This is a genomic window from Acetobacter sp. A11-2 (genome assembly GCF_040208445.1).
Taxonomy (GTDB): domain Bacteria; phylum Pseudomonadota; class Alphaproteobacteria; order Acetobacterales; family Acetobacteraceae; genus Acetobacter; species Acetobacter oryzoeni.
In genome coordinates, this window is the sequence record NZ_CP157843.1 from 785,293 (window position 1) to 799,958 (window position 14,666).

Genomic DNA, 14,666 nt, shown 5'->3' on the forward strand with positions numbered 1-14,666 from the left:
GATCGTGAAGAATATGTTTTGTAAAATACAGTGCCATGCTGCAAAAAAGAATAGAAAGATAAACAGATGCCAAATGACACATTTGTTGAGCAGTTAGGGATTGCCTTACCAGTTGTTCAGGCTCCTATGGCAGGAATAAGCACTGCTGAGATGGTTGTTGCCGCCAGTAATGCAGGTTTTTTAGGCTCTCTTGGTGCAGGCATGATGTCTCCAGCAGAAATTGAGACGTCTCTCCGCCAGATTAAATCTGAAACAACAGCAGCTTTTAACATTAATCTTTTTATTATTGATCACCTGCCAGAGTATCAGCTTTCTGCAGAAGATATTTTATTTTTGCGTCATATCTACGAAGTAATGGAATTAGATTTTATTTTGCCTCAGCAATACGCTCCATCTTTTCATGAACAATTTGAGGTTCTGCTTCACGCCAAGCCGCCTGTTGCAAGTTTTACATTTGGTATTCTTACACAGGAACAGGTTTCCAAGTTGCATGTACAAGGCATTCTTGTATGTGGCACAGCAACCACCAGTGCAGAGGCACGTGCATGGGCAGATGTTGGAGCAGATGCCGTGTGTGCCCAAGGAATAGAAGCAGGAGGCCACCGCGGAAGCTTTCTCTCTGATGGTAAAAATGGCGTTGGGTTACTTCCCTTGGTGCGAGAGATTGTAAAAGAGATCTCAATTCCAGTTATTGCTGCCGGGGGCATTATGGATGGAGAAGGTATAGTGGCGGCCATAAGTATGGGTGCACAGGCTGTGCAGATGGGCACGGCATTTCTTGGTTGTTCTGATGCAGTTTTGGCCCCGGCGTATAGAAAGACCCTTGCTCAGCACTTGCCTGCCGAGAGCACTGTATTAACCAATGTTTTTTCAGGTAGGTTTGCGCGCGGCATACGTAATCAATTTATTGAAGAATATGGAAGTTCCCAGCCGCTTCCTTATCCTATCCAGAATGCCTTAACTCAAGCATTACGCAAGAAGGCTGCGCGTGATGGAAACGCTGAAAACATGTCTTTGTGGGCCGGGCAAGGGCTTAGGCTGATACGAGATGTTTCTTTCATAGAGTTGGCACATGTTTTACAGGATGAAATTCGTACAGTGGTAGAAAAAGTAAATGCAGCCTTATCTGTTACAATGCACTGTGGACGCGGCGGCTCATAACGGAAAATGGCAAGCGACTTCATGCCCATTGTGACGAATGGGGCGTAAAGCAGGATCTTCCTGCTTGCAGCGTGTTTGCACATAGGGGCAGCGTGTATAAAAACGGCAGCCACTTGGGCGGTTAATGGGGCTGGGCACATCCCCCTGCAAAGGCACTGGGCGTGCCAGCCCTGTAACAGGCCGAGGGATGGCAGCAGTAAGAGCGGCTGTATAAGGGTGCGCTGGTGTATGCAGCACGCTATCGGTATCACCAATTTCTACAATGCGCCCCAGATACATGACAGCCACCCGGTTTGATATCTGGCGTACAACAGCCAGATCATGGGCTACAAAAATATAGGTAAGCCCAAGTTGTTTTTGTAAGTCAGCAAACAGGTTGATGATCTGGGCCTGAACCGAAACATCCAAAGCAGATACAGGTTCATCAGCAACAATCAGCCGGGGAGAAAGAGCTAATGCACGTGCAATGTTAATGCGTTGGCGTTGGCCCCCAGAAAATTCATGCGGATACCGTGCTAGTGCAGTGGTGGGCAGGTTCACCAGTTGCATAAGTTCGTGCAAACGTGCCGTGATTTTGGCAGAGGAACGCTTTCGGCCTTTGGCATCGGGGTGAACCTTAAGCGGTTCGGCCAGCAAGTCTCCTATTCTTCGGCGAGGGTTCAGGCTGGCGTAGGAATCCTGAAAAACCATCTGCATGCGTTGGCGTAAAGGGCGCAAAGTGCGTTCGGGCAGATGCGTGATATCACGCCCTTCAAACACAATTTGGCCGCTTGTGGCTGGTGTCAGCCTGAGTAGGCAGCGACCTAAGGATGATTTTCCACACCCAGATTCACCCACAATGCCCAGCACTTCCCCTGAGTGAACGGAAAAGGAAACACCATCTACAGCCTTCAGTTCCTGCCTGCGGGGTAGGCGATATGTTTTATACAGATCGCGCACCTCCAGAATGGGAGATAATGTTGCAGACGTTTTCATGGCCGGAGATGTTCCTGTGCAGTTGCATCGCTCAGGCGTGGTGGCAAAGGTTTACCTTCCTGCGGGAGAACACAGGCTGCAAAATGGTCTGGGCCCGTTTGGACGTAAGGCGGTAATGCTGTTGTGCAGGCTGTATGCGCGTACTGGCAACGTGGTGCAAAAGCACATCCTATCGGGCGGTTTTGTGGAAGTGGGGGAGAACCTGCAATAGCAGGCAAACGCAATGGCCGAGGACCATCCAATGGTGGAATAGAAGCCAGAAGCCCGGCTGTATAAGGGTGAGAAGGGGATACAAACAAGGCAGATGTCGGCCCATATTCTGCAACACGGCCAGAATAGAGCACCATGGTGTTATCGCAAGTTTCTGCCACCACCCCCATGTCATGCGTAATAAGTAAAATGGATGAGTGGTGCGTATCTCGCAGGCTGCGTATCAGTTCCAGTATCTGTGCCTGTACCGTAACATCCAGCGCAGTGGTGGGTTCATCTGCAATCAGAAGCGAAGGATTGCACGAAAGGGCCATGGCAATCATGGCGCGCTGACGCAATCCCCCTGATAGCTGGTGCGGATAGCGATTAGCTGTGCGTTCAGGATCTGGCACGCCCATATCACCCAGTAGTTTTACAGTGCGGGCACGGGCTTGTTTGCGAGAAACACGTTCGTGGGCGCGTATCTGCTCATCAATCTGCCAGCCTATTGTGTAAACGGGTGTAAAGGCAGTCATGGGGTCCTGAAAGATCATGGCAATTTCTTTGCCACGCAGGCGCCGCAGCTTTTTTTGCGGTATCCCTACCAGTTCCTGCCCCCGAAAGCAGACAGAACCTGTTACTTGCACACCGGGGGTATCAATCAAGCCCATAAGCGCCAAAGCCGTAACAGATTTGCCGGACCCAGATTCACCTACCAGCCCCAGAATTTCCTGATGGTTCAAGGTGAAGGAAACACCATCCACAATTGGAATCATCTGCCCACGGGCCGGAAAGCTCACCCGTAGATCGCGCACATCCAGCAGGGCTTTGGGAGGCATGTCAGCGGGCATCGCGCACTCGGGGGTCAAGCAGAAGGTAGATCATATCAACTGCCGCATTTGCCAGCACAACAAATACTGCAGAATACATGACGGTAGCCATAATAAGGGGTAAGTCCAGATTGGTAAGGGCCTGATAGGTGAGGCGCCCAACACCGGGCAGGCCAAAAACCACTTCTGTCAGCAAAGCGCCCCCTCCGACCAACTGGGCAAAATCCATGCCGAATAGGGATACAAAGGTGACCATAGCGGTGCGCAGCCCGTGCCGTATAAGAATACGGGAAGGAGAAAGCCCCTTGGCGCGGGCTGTGCGTATAAAATCTTCACCAGAGAGCGCGACAAGATCAGCCCGCAGCACCCGGCTGTAAACGCCAATAAACAAAACAGCCAAAACAACCCACGGAATAACCAAGGCCTTAAACCAGCCCCAAGGGTTTTGTGTAAGTGGCACATAGCCCAGAGCCGGCACCCAGGAAAAAAGCCATGTATCGTGGTAACGGTTCTGCGTAATCAGGTTTGCGACTTGCCCAAGCCAGAAAACGGGTATGGAAATACCAACTAACCCGAGCATCATCAGTGTACGGTCAATCCATGTGCCTTTCAGCGCAGCAGCCAAAGTGCCCATGGCAATGGAAAACACAACCCAGATCACGGCTGCACCACACACCAAGGAAACTGTCACCGGGGCTGCGCGTGTAATTTCGGGCACCACCAGTTCGCCTCTATCTGCGTAAGAGGCCAGATCCTGCGTGATGAACAACTTTTTCATCATGATGGCATATTGAACGGGCAAAGGGCGATCAAACCCGTATTCCTGCCGTACTTTCTGCATGGTTTGGGGCGATGCGTTTTTACCAGCAATACGGGCGGTAGGGTCTGCGCCCGGTGTGGCAAAAAACACAGCAAACACTAGCGCAGAAATACCAAACAGTACGAAAACTGTTTGTCCCAAGCGGCGGAGGGCGGCCATCAACATGCGTTGGGCCTCCTATTGTTCACGGTGGCTGGCATCACGCACATCCAGCGCATCTCGCAGGCCATCGCCCAGAATGTTCAGGGCCAGCACTACGGCAATAATGGCCAAGCCCGGAGCAATAGCCACCATGGGGCGCGTATAAATAAGACCTTCACCATCCTGAATCAGCGTGCCCCAAGATGCCGCAGGGGCTTGCACCCCAATGGATAGAAACGAGAGCGCGCTTTCTGCCAACAGCGACATCGCCATGATCAGCGGCCCAAGCACAACAAGGGTGGATGTGACGTTGGGGAGAATATCGCGGAGCACAATGCGCCAGCGGGGTACGCCAAGGCAGCGTGCAGCCATAACAAATTCAGCCTCCCGCAATGCCATGACACGGCCCCGAATGGGGCGTGCCGCATAAGGGATATAAACCAGCGCGATAATGCAGATAGGCAGAAGCAGGTTATCAGATTCAATAACAAACGGCCCCAGATGCAGCCCATCGCTGACCGTGACAATAGAAAGAGAAATAGCAAACAGATACACGGGAACAGACCACATGATATCCATCATGCGGGAGAGAATGGTATCGACAATGCCACCGCAAAAACCCGCCGCTATGCCCACAACCGCAGCCATTATGAGGCACAGAACAGCAGAACAGAATGAAATGAGCAGAGAGTTCTGCCCACCATATAATAGCCGCGCTGCAACATCACGCCCCTGACTATCAGCCCCCAGCATATAGCTTCCGTGCCATGTGGGGCCAATGGGGCTTAGGCCAAGATGTAGTGGGTTATCATTGGGCTGCATGATATCCACTTCCTTCCCCTCCATCATGATGGAACCTGCCACGTTGGAGACAAACGGATCTGTATGCGCAACATAGCGTGCGTAATAGGGTGCAAGCAGGCTAGCCGCAGCTAGCAATACCAAAACAGCCAAAGATATCAGCGCTGAGCGATTGTGGCGGAGGGACCGCAGCGCCATGCGCCACGGGCCAGGTGGTTTGGTGTCTTGCGCAGGAGAGGGGGCGGGATCAGTCATGGAACCTGTAGCTGAGAAAGCAGGATTTCATCATTAAGCGTAATTATGACATTTCGTGTGCGTTTAGAAACCAGCACAACTCTTTTGGTCTGCACCAAAGGCACTGCAGGGGCCTGTGCCATCAGCGCTTTATCAGCTTGTGCCCACATGGCATTGCTGGCTGCGCGATCTGTTAAGGTAAGCTGGGCAGCATGGTGCATCATGTCATCAATATGCGGGTCACAAAAGCCGGACATATTAGGTGAGTTATCGGAATGGGGATGAAAATTGGAACATGCAAACAGTGTATCCAGAAAGCTGGCAGCTGAGGGATAATCAGCATTCCACCCACTGATGGAAATTTGCACATGGTTGTCTGAATTCTGCACAAACGTAAAATGGACGGCAGGGCTGATGCTATGAACCGAAGCCTTGTAGCCCAGATTTTCCAATACGCTGCGTAATTCAAGCGCGGTATTGTCTGATTTGCCGCCGGAAGGGGTGACTATAGTAACCCGCATACCTTTTGTGCCACTTTCCTGCACAAGCTGGCGGGCTTTTTCCATGTCGGGTTTTACCCATTCTGGTGCAGGGTTTTGTGGAGAGGCTCCTGCAGTATAGGCACAAAAACGTTCATACCCCGGGGTGCCTTCTGGCAGAAGCTGGCATTGCGGAGATGCAACCGCGCTACCCCCATCATAAATCACCATTGCATGCCGATTGACCGCGTAATTGAGTGCCTGCCGCACCTTGAAGGATGTAAACGGCGGTTCATTTACATTCAGCGTTGCGTAGTAATACAGCAGGGGGGTGAAGATATGCACCTGATCCGCATATTTGCTGCCAACTTCGCCTAATCGGTCTAGCGGAACATTTTCATACATCAGGTCGGCTTGATCGTTTTCTACCGCGGTTACAGCAGATTCTGGTTCCAGCCCAAATGTCACTTCCATGTGGTCAGGAAATCCCGCAGGCTGTGCGTTGTGTGACCATTCATGAAAATAAGGATTGCGTTCAAAACGCATATGCGTTGTGGGGTTGTAATCTGTTATTTGGTAAGGCCCGGTCCCCGGAGGTGCAGTGTTTCCCATATCATGGGCAGGTGTATTGGCAGGTAGAATAGAGGCGTGAAACCATGCCAGATGCTCCAGAAATTCAGGGTCTGGGCGGCTGAGATGGAATGTAATGGTGTTGGTTGCAACATCCGTTTCAATACCCTCGGCCAAAGTGCAATGGGCAGGGTCTTTCAGGCAGGCATCAGCACCTTTAATGGCGCTGTAATATGGCCCGGCAGTGGGGCTGCCTGCAGCAAAAATACGACGGAAAGAAGCAACAACATCTGCTAGGGTTAAAAGCTGCCCATTGGAAAAATGAATGCCGTTACGCAGAGTGAGCCTGTAGGTTAGCCCGTTATCTTCTGGCAGGGGAACGTTTACTGCCAGATTTGGAATAACAGGTTGCGCGCCTGTGCCTGCAAATTTTGGATAAGTTAAAAGCGTATCGTAAACAGGTGTTTCAAAAAATTTGGTCAGGCCAACGTAGGATATCTGCGGGTCAAGCGTGCCAACTGCACTGGAAACCAGAATGCGCAGCGTGCCTCCCTTTTGCGGGGCTTCTACGGCATGCGCAGCAGCAGGGGCCAGCATAAAACCGCATAGGAAAGGAAGAACACGTTTCATCCACCGTGTTATGGCCTGTATGCGGGTGTGTTTCAAACTTTCAAGCTCTGCTTTTTTACATTCACATTAAAAAAACAGACAGAAGGCGCGTGTAATGCTTGCCTTTATGCGTGCATCATCATAAGAGGGAGCGCCAATGGTCGGGTGACCTGCGGCGTAGCGTATGCTTCAGGGTAACCTGCCTTTTTGTATTTCAGCAAGGGTGCCCGCAGCATGACCTCTTCTCCCTATAGCCGTGTTACGGAAGCTCTGGCGTTTGACGATGTGCTGGTTGTGCCGGCTGCATCTGACGTTGTGCCCAGCCAGACAACCGTTCGCACGCATCTCACACGCTCTATTGAACTGAACATTCCGCTGGTTTCCGCCGCTATGGATACGGTTACGGAAGACCAGATGGCAATTGCCATGGCCCAGCAGGGTGGCCTTGGGGTGATCCATAAAAACCTGAAGCCAGAAGAACAGGCCGAGCAGGTTCGCCGCGTTAAACGCTTTGAATCCGGTATGGTGGTGAATCCGGTTACGGTTGGGCCGGATCAGACACTGGCCGAAGTGCGTGATATCATGCATCGCCACGGCATTAGCGGCCTGCCCGTGGTTGAACCCGGCACGCAGAAGTTGGTGGGTATTCTGACCAACCGTGATGCCCGTTTTGCCGTAGATCCCAACCAGCCTGTTTCCGAATTGATGACCAAGGATCGGCTGATCACGGTTAAAAATGGTGTGGATGCAGATACGGCCCGCCAGTTGCTGCATAAGCACCGCATTGAAAAACTGCTGGTGGTTGATGATGCAGACCGCTGCGTAGGTATCATTACCGTTAAGGATATGGATAAGGCTGTTGCCCACCCGCTGGCTATCAAAGATAGCTTGGGCCGCCTGCGTTGTGCAGCCGCAACAGGTGTGGGCGAAGATGGCTTTAACCGCGCCAAAATGCTGATTGAAGCTGGCGTGGACGTGCTGGTGGTAGATACAGCGCATGGCCATTCTGCCGGTGTTCTGGGCGCAGTTGAACGCCTGAAAGCCTTTGATGCCAATGTGCAGATTGTGGCTGGTAACGTTGCAACGCCAGAAGCTGCTCATGCCCTTATTGAAGCAGGGGCAGACTGCGTGAAAATTGGCATTGGCCCGGGTTCCATTTGCACCACGCGTATTGTGGCTGGTGTGGGCGTGCCTCAGTTCTCTGCCGTTCTTGAAACCTCTCTGGCATGTAAGGAAAAAGGTATTCCCTGCATTGCAGATGGCGGTATTCGCACATCGGGTGACATCGTAAAGGCCATTGGTGCCGGTGCCGATGTTGTCATGGTGGGTTCACTGCTGGCTGGCACGGAAGAAGCACCGGGTGAGGTGTTCCTGTATCAGGGGCGTTCCTATAAATCCTACCGCGGTATGGGCAGCCTTGGCGCCATGGCGCGTGGTTCGGCTGACCGGTATTTCCAGCAGGAAGTCAAGGATGCGCTCAAGCTGGTGCCAGAAGGTATTGAAGGCCGCGTGCCTTACAAAGGCAGCATGGCTGCGGTTATTCATCAGCTGGTGGGTGGTCTTAAAGCCGGTATGGGCTACACAGGCTCCCATGTACTGAAGGAACTGCAAGAAGGTGCCCAGTTCCGCCGTATTACCGGTGCTGGCCTGCGTGAAAGCCATGTGCATGATGTTTCCATCACGCGTGAAGCTCCTAATTATCGTCGGGATTGATAACCACATATGACACCTTCAGCCAGGCTTGCGGCCGCCATTGATCTGCTTGCAGCAATGGAAGCCGCCCCGCGCAAACCCGCCGATGCTGTAGCCAACAGCTTTTTCAGAGAGCGGCGCTACATGGGCGGCGGAGACCGCAGAGCCATATCCGGCCTTGTATGGGATGTTATGCGGACGTGGCGTCGGCTTGGCTGGTGGCTGGAGCAAAAAGGGCAGGTAGCATCTGCCCGGCTCCGGGCCGGGGCGCGCCTGTTGTTCGATGGTTTCTCTATGGTCGAAGTAGAGGAAATGTTCGAGCAGGGGCGCTTTGCCGCAGGCGCTTTAACGCGTGGGGAACTTTCTATCCTTACGCCGCTTGCGGGTAAAACTCTGGATAACCCGGAAATGCCGCGGGCTGTTCGGCTGGAACTGCCCGATTGGCTGTTGCCGCATCTGGAAGCAACTTTTGGTGACAAGTTAGAAGATGAACTTGCCGCCATGTCCACCCCAGCGCCTCTGGATTTGCGGGTGAATATTCTGCGCGGCCCCCGTAAGGAGGCGCAGCGTAGTTTGGCCTGTGAAGGCCTGCATGCTGAGCCTACACAACTTTCTCCGTGGGGGTTGCGTTTGCCAGCGCGTTTGCCGGTTACAACCAGCGTGGCGTTCCGTGATGGGCTGGTGGAAATTCAGGATGAAGGCAGCCAGCTTGTTGCGGCCATAAGCGGCGTTGAGCCCCAGATGCGTGTGCTGGATTATTGTGCTGGTGCTGGTGGTAAAACACTTGCCATGGCCATGATGATGGAAAACAAAGGCCATATTGTTGCATGCGATGTTTCTGCACCCCGGTTGGAAGGTGCGGTTAAACGCTTGCGGCGCGCGGGCGTGCATAATGTAGAACGGCATTTGCTGGTTCCCGGAGATAAGTGGGCCAAACGTCGCGCCGGATCCTTTGATCGGGTGTTGGTGGATGCTCCATGTAGTGGCACGGGCACGTGGCGCCGTAACCCAGATGCACGTTTTCGCACCACAGAACAGGACCTGACAGAACTGTTGGAAAAACAGGCTGCCATTATGGATCGGGCTGCAGCACTTGTGCGTGCCGGAGGGCGGATGGTGTATGCAACCTGTTCTTTGCTTCGTGCAGAAAATATGGATCAGGTTACGGCATTTTTGGTGCGTCATCCTGATTTCAAGCTTGTGCCTTCAGATAGCCCAGATATGCCAGAGGCATTGCGTAAGGAAAGTTCCATCAGTTTAACGCCTCTGCGCGATGGCACAGATGGCTTTTTTGCCGCCGTAATGGAGCGCGCCGCGCCTGAACCGGAAGCAGGTATAGAATAGGAAAATATTTTTAACTGTTCATCTTATTGGTCTTACGCATAATACTGATGCCTGATTCATCAGGTCCTACAGACCAATAAGATAAATGGCCCCGCATGACTGAAAGCGTAATCCTTTTTGTTTTTCTCGTGCTGGGCGGCGGTATGCTGGCACAATGGACGGCTTGGCGTTTTAGGTTACCTGCCATTGTCCTGCTTTTTTCTTTAGGTTTGCTTTTGGGGCCGGGGTTGCAGATCATGCACCCCTCCGAGGTTGCCGGTAGTGCCTTCCACCAAATGGTCTCTTTGGCGGTGGCGCTTATTGTGTTTGAAGGCGGCCTGGCTCTTGATTTTCGTCAGCTAAAAGAAGCCGGTGAGGGCGTTTTGCGCCTTACGCTGGTGGCATTACCGATCAATTTAATTTTAGGCAGCATTGCAGCCCATTACGTTGGGCGCATGGGCTGGGGCCCGGCCTTTCTGTTTGGTGCCATTATTGTGGTAACAGGGCCAACGGTTGTTCTGCCCTTGTTGCGCCATGCTAAGCTCAAACCCCGTATTGCAGCCTTCTTGCGGTGGGAAGCCATTCTGAATGACCCCGTAGGCGCCATTCTGGCAACATTGGTGCTTGAAGTGCTGCTTATGCAGCCGGGCGAGGGGTCTGGCACATTTTTTGTATCCATCATCCCACATATGCTGATGAGTGCGACCTTGATGATCGCTCTTGGCATTGGCACGGCATGGTGTGTGCGGTGGCTGTGCATACGGGATTTAATGCCCGACCTCCTGAAAATGCCGATACTGCTTAGCCTTGCACTGATTTTGTACGTGATAGGCACCTTAACCATGGATGGTGCAGGGTTAATTGCTTCTACCGTATTTGGCATGGCGTTGGTTAATCTGCGTATTCCCGGCATGGCGGAAATCCAACGGATGAAAGAAGCACTGGTGGTGCTGATTGTCTCCATCCTGTTCATCATGCTCACGGCTGATCTGACACGGAGTGAGCTTGCTGGTTTGTCATGGTCTATTGGGGCATTAACATTGGCTGTGCTGTTTGTAGTGCGGCCCCTGGGTATTTGGTTGGCTACCATAGGTTCCAGCCTTAGTCGGGCTGAGCGGCTGTTTATGGGGTGGATTGCACCGCGTGGTATTGTGGCGGCCGCAGTGGCAGGTGCCGCCGGTGTGCGCTTGCAGGATGCGGGTTACCCCGGAGCTTCTCAGGTTATGCCGGCAGTTTTTGCCGTTATTGCTTCCACTATGATTTTGCATGGTTTTTCTCTTATTCCGCTGGGTCGGCGGTTGCATCTTACGCTTTCCAACCAACCCGCATTGGCCATTGTGGGGGCTAATGACTGGTCCACTCAGTTGGCTATGGCAGTGCATGCTGTGGGCACGCCTGTTTTGCTGGTGGATAGTTCCTTGGGTGATCTGCATCCAGCCGAGCGTGCTGGTGTGCCTGTTTTGTGCGCCGAAGTTTTATCGGAAGAAGGCACAGAAAACTTGGAGGAACGTCCGGCTGATTATCTGATTTCAGCTACGCCGGATGCCATTTACAATGGGTTGGTTTGTGCGCATCTGGCACCACATTTTGGGCGGCAGAGGGTTTATCAGGTTAGCCCGGGCATAGCGCGGCTGGACCAGTATCGTGGTTTTAGCCGGGAAGCGCGCGGAAAGGTGTTGGGGCAGCCCGCCTGGAATTTTACCGTGCTGGAAGCGCTGGTGAGCCAAGGCTGGCATTTTGTTGCGATAGAAGTAACCGAAGACAACCAGAACTACCTTTTGAGTGAAAGCAGCCATTTCCTGTTATTTCTGGTGCTTCAGAAAGGTGCAGGCATTACAATTGTTTCGGCTGAGGATGAGCCACAACCAACCCTGACACCAGGTTACGTGGCAATAGGGTTGGTTGCGCCAGAACAGATGGCCAAGCCAGCTTAACGGGGCGGATGAATAGTTATTTCTGTAGCGCCAGATGCCAGAACAAAGCGTAAGTCGGCTTCTATGAGCGCAACACATCCTTCAGTTGGCGTTTTGTTGGGGCGTTGCAGGTGCATGAAAATGGCAGAACCTTTGCCGGGTTCTGCTGGACTATCGTTGTAACCAATCACGACAATCAGATCATACACGGCATCTTCACGCCATAGTATTTCATGGCGGAAAGAAGAGGGAAGCTGAATGTGCTGGTTGTAGCTGGATGATGAAGGATCATCGCACCAGCCATCTTGTAGGCTTAATGGAATAACGGGCAGGGCAGATTGGGGCTTTATAACCCGATCAGCCCGGTAAAAGACCTGCCTGAGGGAGAAGGTGCCTAGCGGTGTGCACAGGTCTCCTTCGCGCTTATGGTGAGTTACGCCATTCTTACCGATAATGGCGCTCATGCTTTTGTGTCTGCAATGCAGTTGTGCATCCATATTGCTGTTTACTGTTGGCCAGACGTGTATCATCATAAACAATCTTACCCCTGCTTTATGGCTTTCGCGTGAGGTTGACGTATCATGCCGGAAATTGGTTTCGATACGATTCGTTGTGTGATCGATAAAGAAGTAGGCCAAGGCAGCCGAGCCAGAGGGCTGACATAAGGAGACGATGTTCCATGACGGGTGCGCGCCCAATTTTGGTTGTAGATGACGATCAGGTCATTCGCAGAACACTGGCAGAGCAGTTGCAGTTGGATGGAGAATTTCAGGTTCTGGAGGCGGCAACGTTGGCCGAAGCCCGCCAGAAGCTGAAGGAACCAGATGCACGGTGTGATGCCATTCTGCTGGACGTAACCCTGCCAGATGGAGATGGGCGCGATTTTTGTGCAGAACTGCGCAAGGATGGCCTGCGTATGCCCGTTATCATGCTTACAGGATCAGATGATGAATCTGATATTGTGAAGGGGCTTGATGCTGGTGCCAATGATTACGTTGCCAAGCCTTTCCGTATTGCAGAACTTCTGGCCAGATTGCGGGCGCAGCTAAGACTGTTTGAAAACAGTGAAGATGCTGTGTTTTCCATTGGCCCATATACGTTCCGCCCTTCTGCCAAGCTATTGCAGGAACCAGCCAAAAACCGTCGCATTCGTTTGACGGAAAAAGAAACGGCTATTCTGAAGTTTCTTTATCGTGCAGGAACGCGCCCAGTGCCCCGGCAGGTTTTGCTGAACGAGGTGTGGGGGTATAATGCTGCGGTAACAACGCATACGCTGGAAACCCACATTTACCGCCTGCGCCAGAAGATTGAGCCAGATCCAGCTCACGCTTCTTTGCTGGTTACAGAAGGCGGGGGGTATCGCCTTAACCCTGAACCAGAAGTTGCGACAACAGCTGTTTGATTTTTGGTAAATTGAAGTCGTTTTAACTTCTAACGGTTTCGTGATTTAAATTATATGAAAAAACCCTCCAGCTTGGAGGGTTTTTTTGTTGCTCAAGACACTATAATGGCGCTTATTATTTTATTAAGCATGCAGAACAGAATGCCCGCTGACTTAGAAAGTGGCCTCAATAGAGGGCGGGCTCAACATTACTTATAATAAGCAAAACCCGACCTGACACACTCATTGTCTGCATCGCTACAGGCAAACAAATGCTTTAATTCGCTGATTGTTTGTAATTTGATAGGCAGATTAAAATCTTGTGGTTGTTTTGGATAGCCTGCGCCAAGGTATCACCAACAAGCTCCAAATCTTCGCCAGATGAGCTATTACCAAGATTAGTTAGGCACGAAACGTATCGAGAATCTCACCATTGGAACAATCTGACAGTATGGACATAATAGGTTATGTCGTCGTCTGTTTTTCTAATAATGGATTATTAATTTCAAGGGAAGTTAATCGAGCTAACCTAGAAGATGAGAGATGAGCACAAAAGCTCTAAAACCCGCAGAAATCTAGGAAAAACCGTGGTGGGTGCGACAGGGATTGAACCTGTGACCCCCGCCGTGTGAAGGCGGAAATCCCAGTTACTAACTTATTGAAAAATAAGCACTATTCTTCATCATAAACCAACTGGCCCGGATATGGCACGCAATCGGTAATTTCTGGCCACATCCGGTAATTCAGCCAACGCTCAATCGCTGGCCGGTAATGCTCAGGCATCTTCTTGGCGTATCTGGCCACCATGGTGATGGTTTGCCATCCACCTTCTTCTTTTAGGCCGATCAGGTCTTTGTGTAGGCAGTAATGCCATGTCGCAAAGGTGTGGCGTAAGCAATGGGGTGTGAGGTCTGGAACGAATTGAGTGCGTGGCCACCGTTCATTCTTTGGCTGCCACGTTCTTTCATGCCCGGGAAATCCCGCGCGTTTGCAGGCTGCCATCCATGCACTTTTGATCTGGCCGCCGCCTGTGCGTTCAGTATCGTGATAATGCTCACCAATTGCCCAGCGTGTTATGCCTTGCTTATCGCGGCGCTTATAGGCTGGACGAAATACCCGGCCTGTCCTCCATGGTATTCCACTCAGAGCCAGAACCACTACAGGCGGTAGGTCGATATGGCGTTCATTGCCCTGCTTTTGCCAAACAACGCACCGAGCAGCTTCTAGGTCTAAATCTTTCCATTCCAGCTCCAGGGCTTCTGACATTCTCGCACCTGTACCGATCAGAAAGACGAGTAGGGGCCTGATATGAGGAGCAGCCTCATTCACTAGACGTATTGCTTCATCTGGCCGCAGAAACAGCATGCGCACTTGTTCAACTTTTGGGCGCTCAAATGCTGGCTTATCGCACCATCCACGCACGGCCGCATATTCCAGAACGGCGCGCAATGGTGTGAGAACTGCCCTGATCTTTGTGGCAGAGGATGCTGCAGATCCTTTGGTCAGTATTGCCTCGTAAGCTGCATCCAGATCAGTCTGATTTATGCT

The 14,666-nt window shown here is 51.9% G+C and carries 12 protein-coding genes; 5 read left to right on the forward strand and 7 right to left on the reverse strand.

Features of this window, described 5'->3' with window-relative positions; all coding sequences use genetic code 11:
• The first annotated feature begins 66 nt into the window (after positions 1-66).
• Positions 67-1,161, forward strand: coding sequence for a nitronate monooxygenase family protein (locus tag ABNV41_RS03760; RefSeq protein ID WP_050819991.1), 1,095 nt, complete (start codon positions 67-69; stop codon positions 1,159-1,161).
• On the opposite strand, the gene ABNV41_RS03765 is transcribed toward ABNV41_RS03760, so the two are convergent.
• Genes ABNV41_RS03765 through ABNV41_RS03785 form a run of 5 tightly spaced genes read right to left on the reverse strand, consistent with a single transcriptional unit; the run spans position 1,156 to position 6,830 of the window.
• Positions 1,156-2,136, reverse strand: a complete 981-nt coding sequence (locus tag ABNV41_RS03765; RefSeq protein ID WP_349935000.1) for an oligopeptide/dipeptide ABC transporter ATP-binding protein — start codon at positions 2,134-2,136, stop codon at positions 1,156-1,158. The two genes, ABNV41_RS03760 and ABNV41_RS03765, sit on opposite strands and share 6 nt — an antisense overlap.
• Positions 2,133-3,164, reverse strand: coding sequence for an ABC transporter ATP-binding protein (locus ABNV41_RS03770; RefSeq protein ID WP_087652163.1), 1,032 nt, complete (start codon positions 3,162-3,164; stop codon positions 2,133-2,135). Before ABNV41_RS03770 ends, ABNV41_RS03765 begins: the two co-directional genes overlap by 4 nt.
• A gap of 1 nt (position 3,165) precedes the next feature.
• The gene (locus ABNV41_RS03775; RefSeq protein ID WP_050819988.1) at positions 3,166-4,140 is read right to left on the reverse strand and encodes an ABC transporter permease; all 975 of its coding nucleotides are present in this window, start codon (positions 4,138-4,140) and stop codon (positions 3,166-3,168) included.
• A 12-nt stretch (positions 4,141-4,152) separates the two neighbouring features.
• Entirely contained in the window at positions 4,153-5,172 is a 1,020-nt protein-coding gene (locus ABNV41_RS03780) for an ABC transporter permease (protein WP_050819987.1), read from the reverse strand.
• A complete protein-coding gene (locus ABNV41_RS03785) occupies positions 5,169-6,830 on the reverse strand; it encodes an ABC transporter substrate-binding protein (protein WP_050819986.1) in 1,662 nt (553 codons plus the stop codon). Before ABNV41_RS03785 ends, ABNV41_RS03780 begins: the two co-directional genes overlap by 4 nt.
• 213 nt (positions 6,831-7,043) lie before the next feature.
• Between ABNV41_RS03785 and guaB the strand changes: the two genes are divergently transcribed.
• From guaB to ABNV41_RS03800, 3 genes are all read left to right on the forward strand, one after another.
• A complete protein-coding gene (gene guaB / locus ABNV41_RS03790) occupies positions 7,044-8,522 on the forward strand; it encodes an IMP dehydrogenase (protein ID WP_050819985.1) in 1,479 nt (492 codons plus the stop codon).
• Positions 8,523-8,531: 9 nt separating this feature from the next.
• Complete coding sequence (locus tag ABNV41_RS03795) at positions 8,532-9,845, forward strand: RsmB/NOP family class I SAM-dependent RNA methyltransferase (protein ID WP_349935001.1); 1,314 nt, start codon at positions 8,532-8,534, stop codon at positions 9,843-9,845.
• A 95-nt stretch (positions 9,846-9,940) separates the two neighbouring features.
• Complete coding sequence (locus ABNV41_RS03800) at positions 9,941-11,758, forward strand: sodium:proton antiporter (RefSeq protein ID WP_050819983.1); 1,818 nt, start codon at positions 9,941-9,943, stop codon at positions 11,756-11,758.
• Here the strand turns inward: ABNV41_RS03800 and ABNV41_RS03805 are convergent.
• Entirely contained in the window at positions 11,755-12,270 is a 516-nt protein-coding gene (locus ABNV41_RS03805) for a L,D-transpeptidase (protein WP_196332557.1), read from the reverse strand. The two genes, ABNV41_RS03800 and ABNV41_RS03805, sit on opposite strands and share 4 nt — an antisense overlap.
• 146 nt (positions 12,271-12,416) lie before the next feature.
• On the opposite strand from ABNV41_RS03805, the gene ABNV41_RS03810 reads away from it, so the two are divergent.
• Positions 12,417-13,139: a response regulator transcription factor gene (locus tag ABNV41_RS03810; protein ID WP_003623877.1), complete on the forward strand. Its 723-nt coding sequence runs from the start codon at positions 12,417-12,419 to the stop codon at positions 13,137-13,139.
• A 651-nt stretch (positions 13,140-13,790) separates the two neighbouring features.
• On the opposite strand, the gene ABNV41_RS03815 is transcribed toward ABNV41_RS03810, so the two are convergent.
• Entirely contained in the window at positions 13,791-14,483 is a 693-nt protein-coding gene (locus tag ABNV41_RS03815) for a tyrosine-type recombinase/integrase (RefSeq protein WP_230844657.1), read from the reverse strand.
• Between the last annotated feature and the right edge of the window lie 183 nt (positions 14,484-14,666).

Bases quoted from the DNA above. Each gene is read 5' to 3' on its own strand.
- ABNV41_RS03760 (WP_050819991.1), top strand. From the start codon at position 67: ATGCCAAATGACACATTTGTTGAGCAGTTAGGGATTGCCTTACCAGTT.
- ABNV41_RS03765 (WP_349935000.1), bottom strand. From the start codon at position 2,136: ATGAAAACGTCTGCAACATTATCTCCCATTCTGGAGGTGCGCGATCTG.
- ABNV41_RS03770 (WP_087652163.1), bottom strand. From the start codon at position 3,164: ATGCCTCCCAAAGCCCTGCTGGATGTGCGCGATCTACGGGTGAGCTTT.
- ABNV41_RS03775 (WP_050819988.1), bottom strand. From the start codon at position 4,140: ATGTTGATGGCCGCCCTCCGCCGCTTGGGACAAACAGTTTTCGTACTG.
- ABNV41_RS03780 (WP_050819987.1), bottom strand. From the start codon at position 5,172: ATGACTGATCCCGCCCCCTCTCCTGCGCAAGACACCAAACCACCTGGC.
- ABNV41_RS03785 (WP_050819986.1), bottom strand. From the start codon at position 6,830: ATGAAACGTGTTCTTCCTTTCCTATGCGGTTTTATGCTGGCCCCTGCT.
- guaB (WP_050819985.1), top strand. From the start codon at position 7,044: ATGACCTCTTCTCCCTATAGCCGTGTTACGGAAGCTCTGGCGTTTGAC.
- ABNV41_RS03795 (WP_349935001.1), top strand. From the start codon at position 8,532: ATGACACCTTCAGCCAGGCTTGCGGCCGCCATTGATCTGCTTGCAGCA.
- ABNV41_RS03800 (WP_050819983.1), top strand. From the start codon at position 9,941: ATGACTGAAAGCGTAATCCTTTTTGTTTTTCTCGTGCTGGGCGGCGGT.
- ABNV41_RS03805 (WP_196332557.1), bottom strand. From the start codon at position 12,270: ATGATGATACACGTCTGGCCAACAGTAAACAGCAATATGGATGCACAA.
- ABNV41_RS03810 (WP_003623877.1), top strand. From the start codon at position 12,417: ATGACGGGTGCGCGCCCAATTTTGGTTGTAGATGACGATCAGGTCATT.
- ABNV41_RS03815 (WP_230844657.1), bottom strand. From the start codon at position 14,483: ATGCTGTTTCTGCGGCCAGATGAAGCAATACGTCTAGTGAATGAGGCT.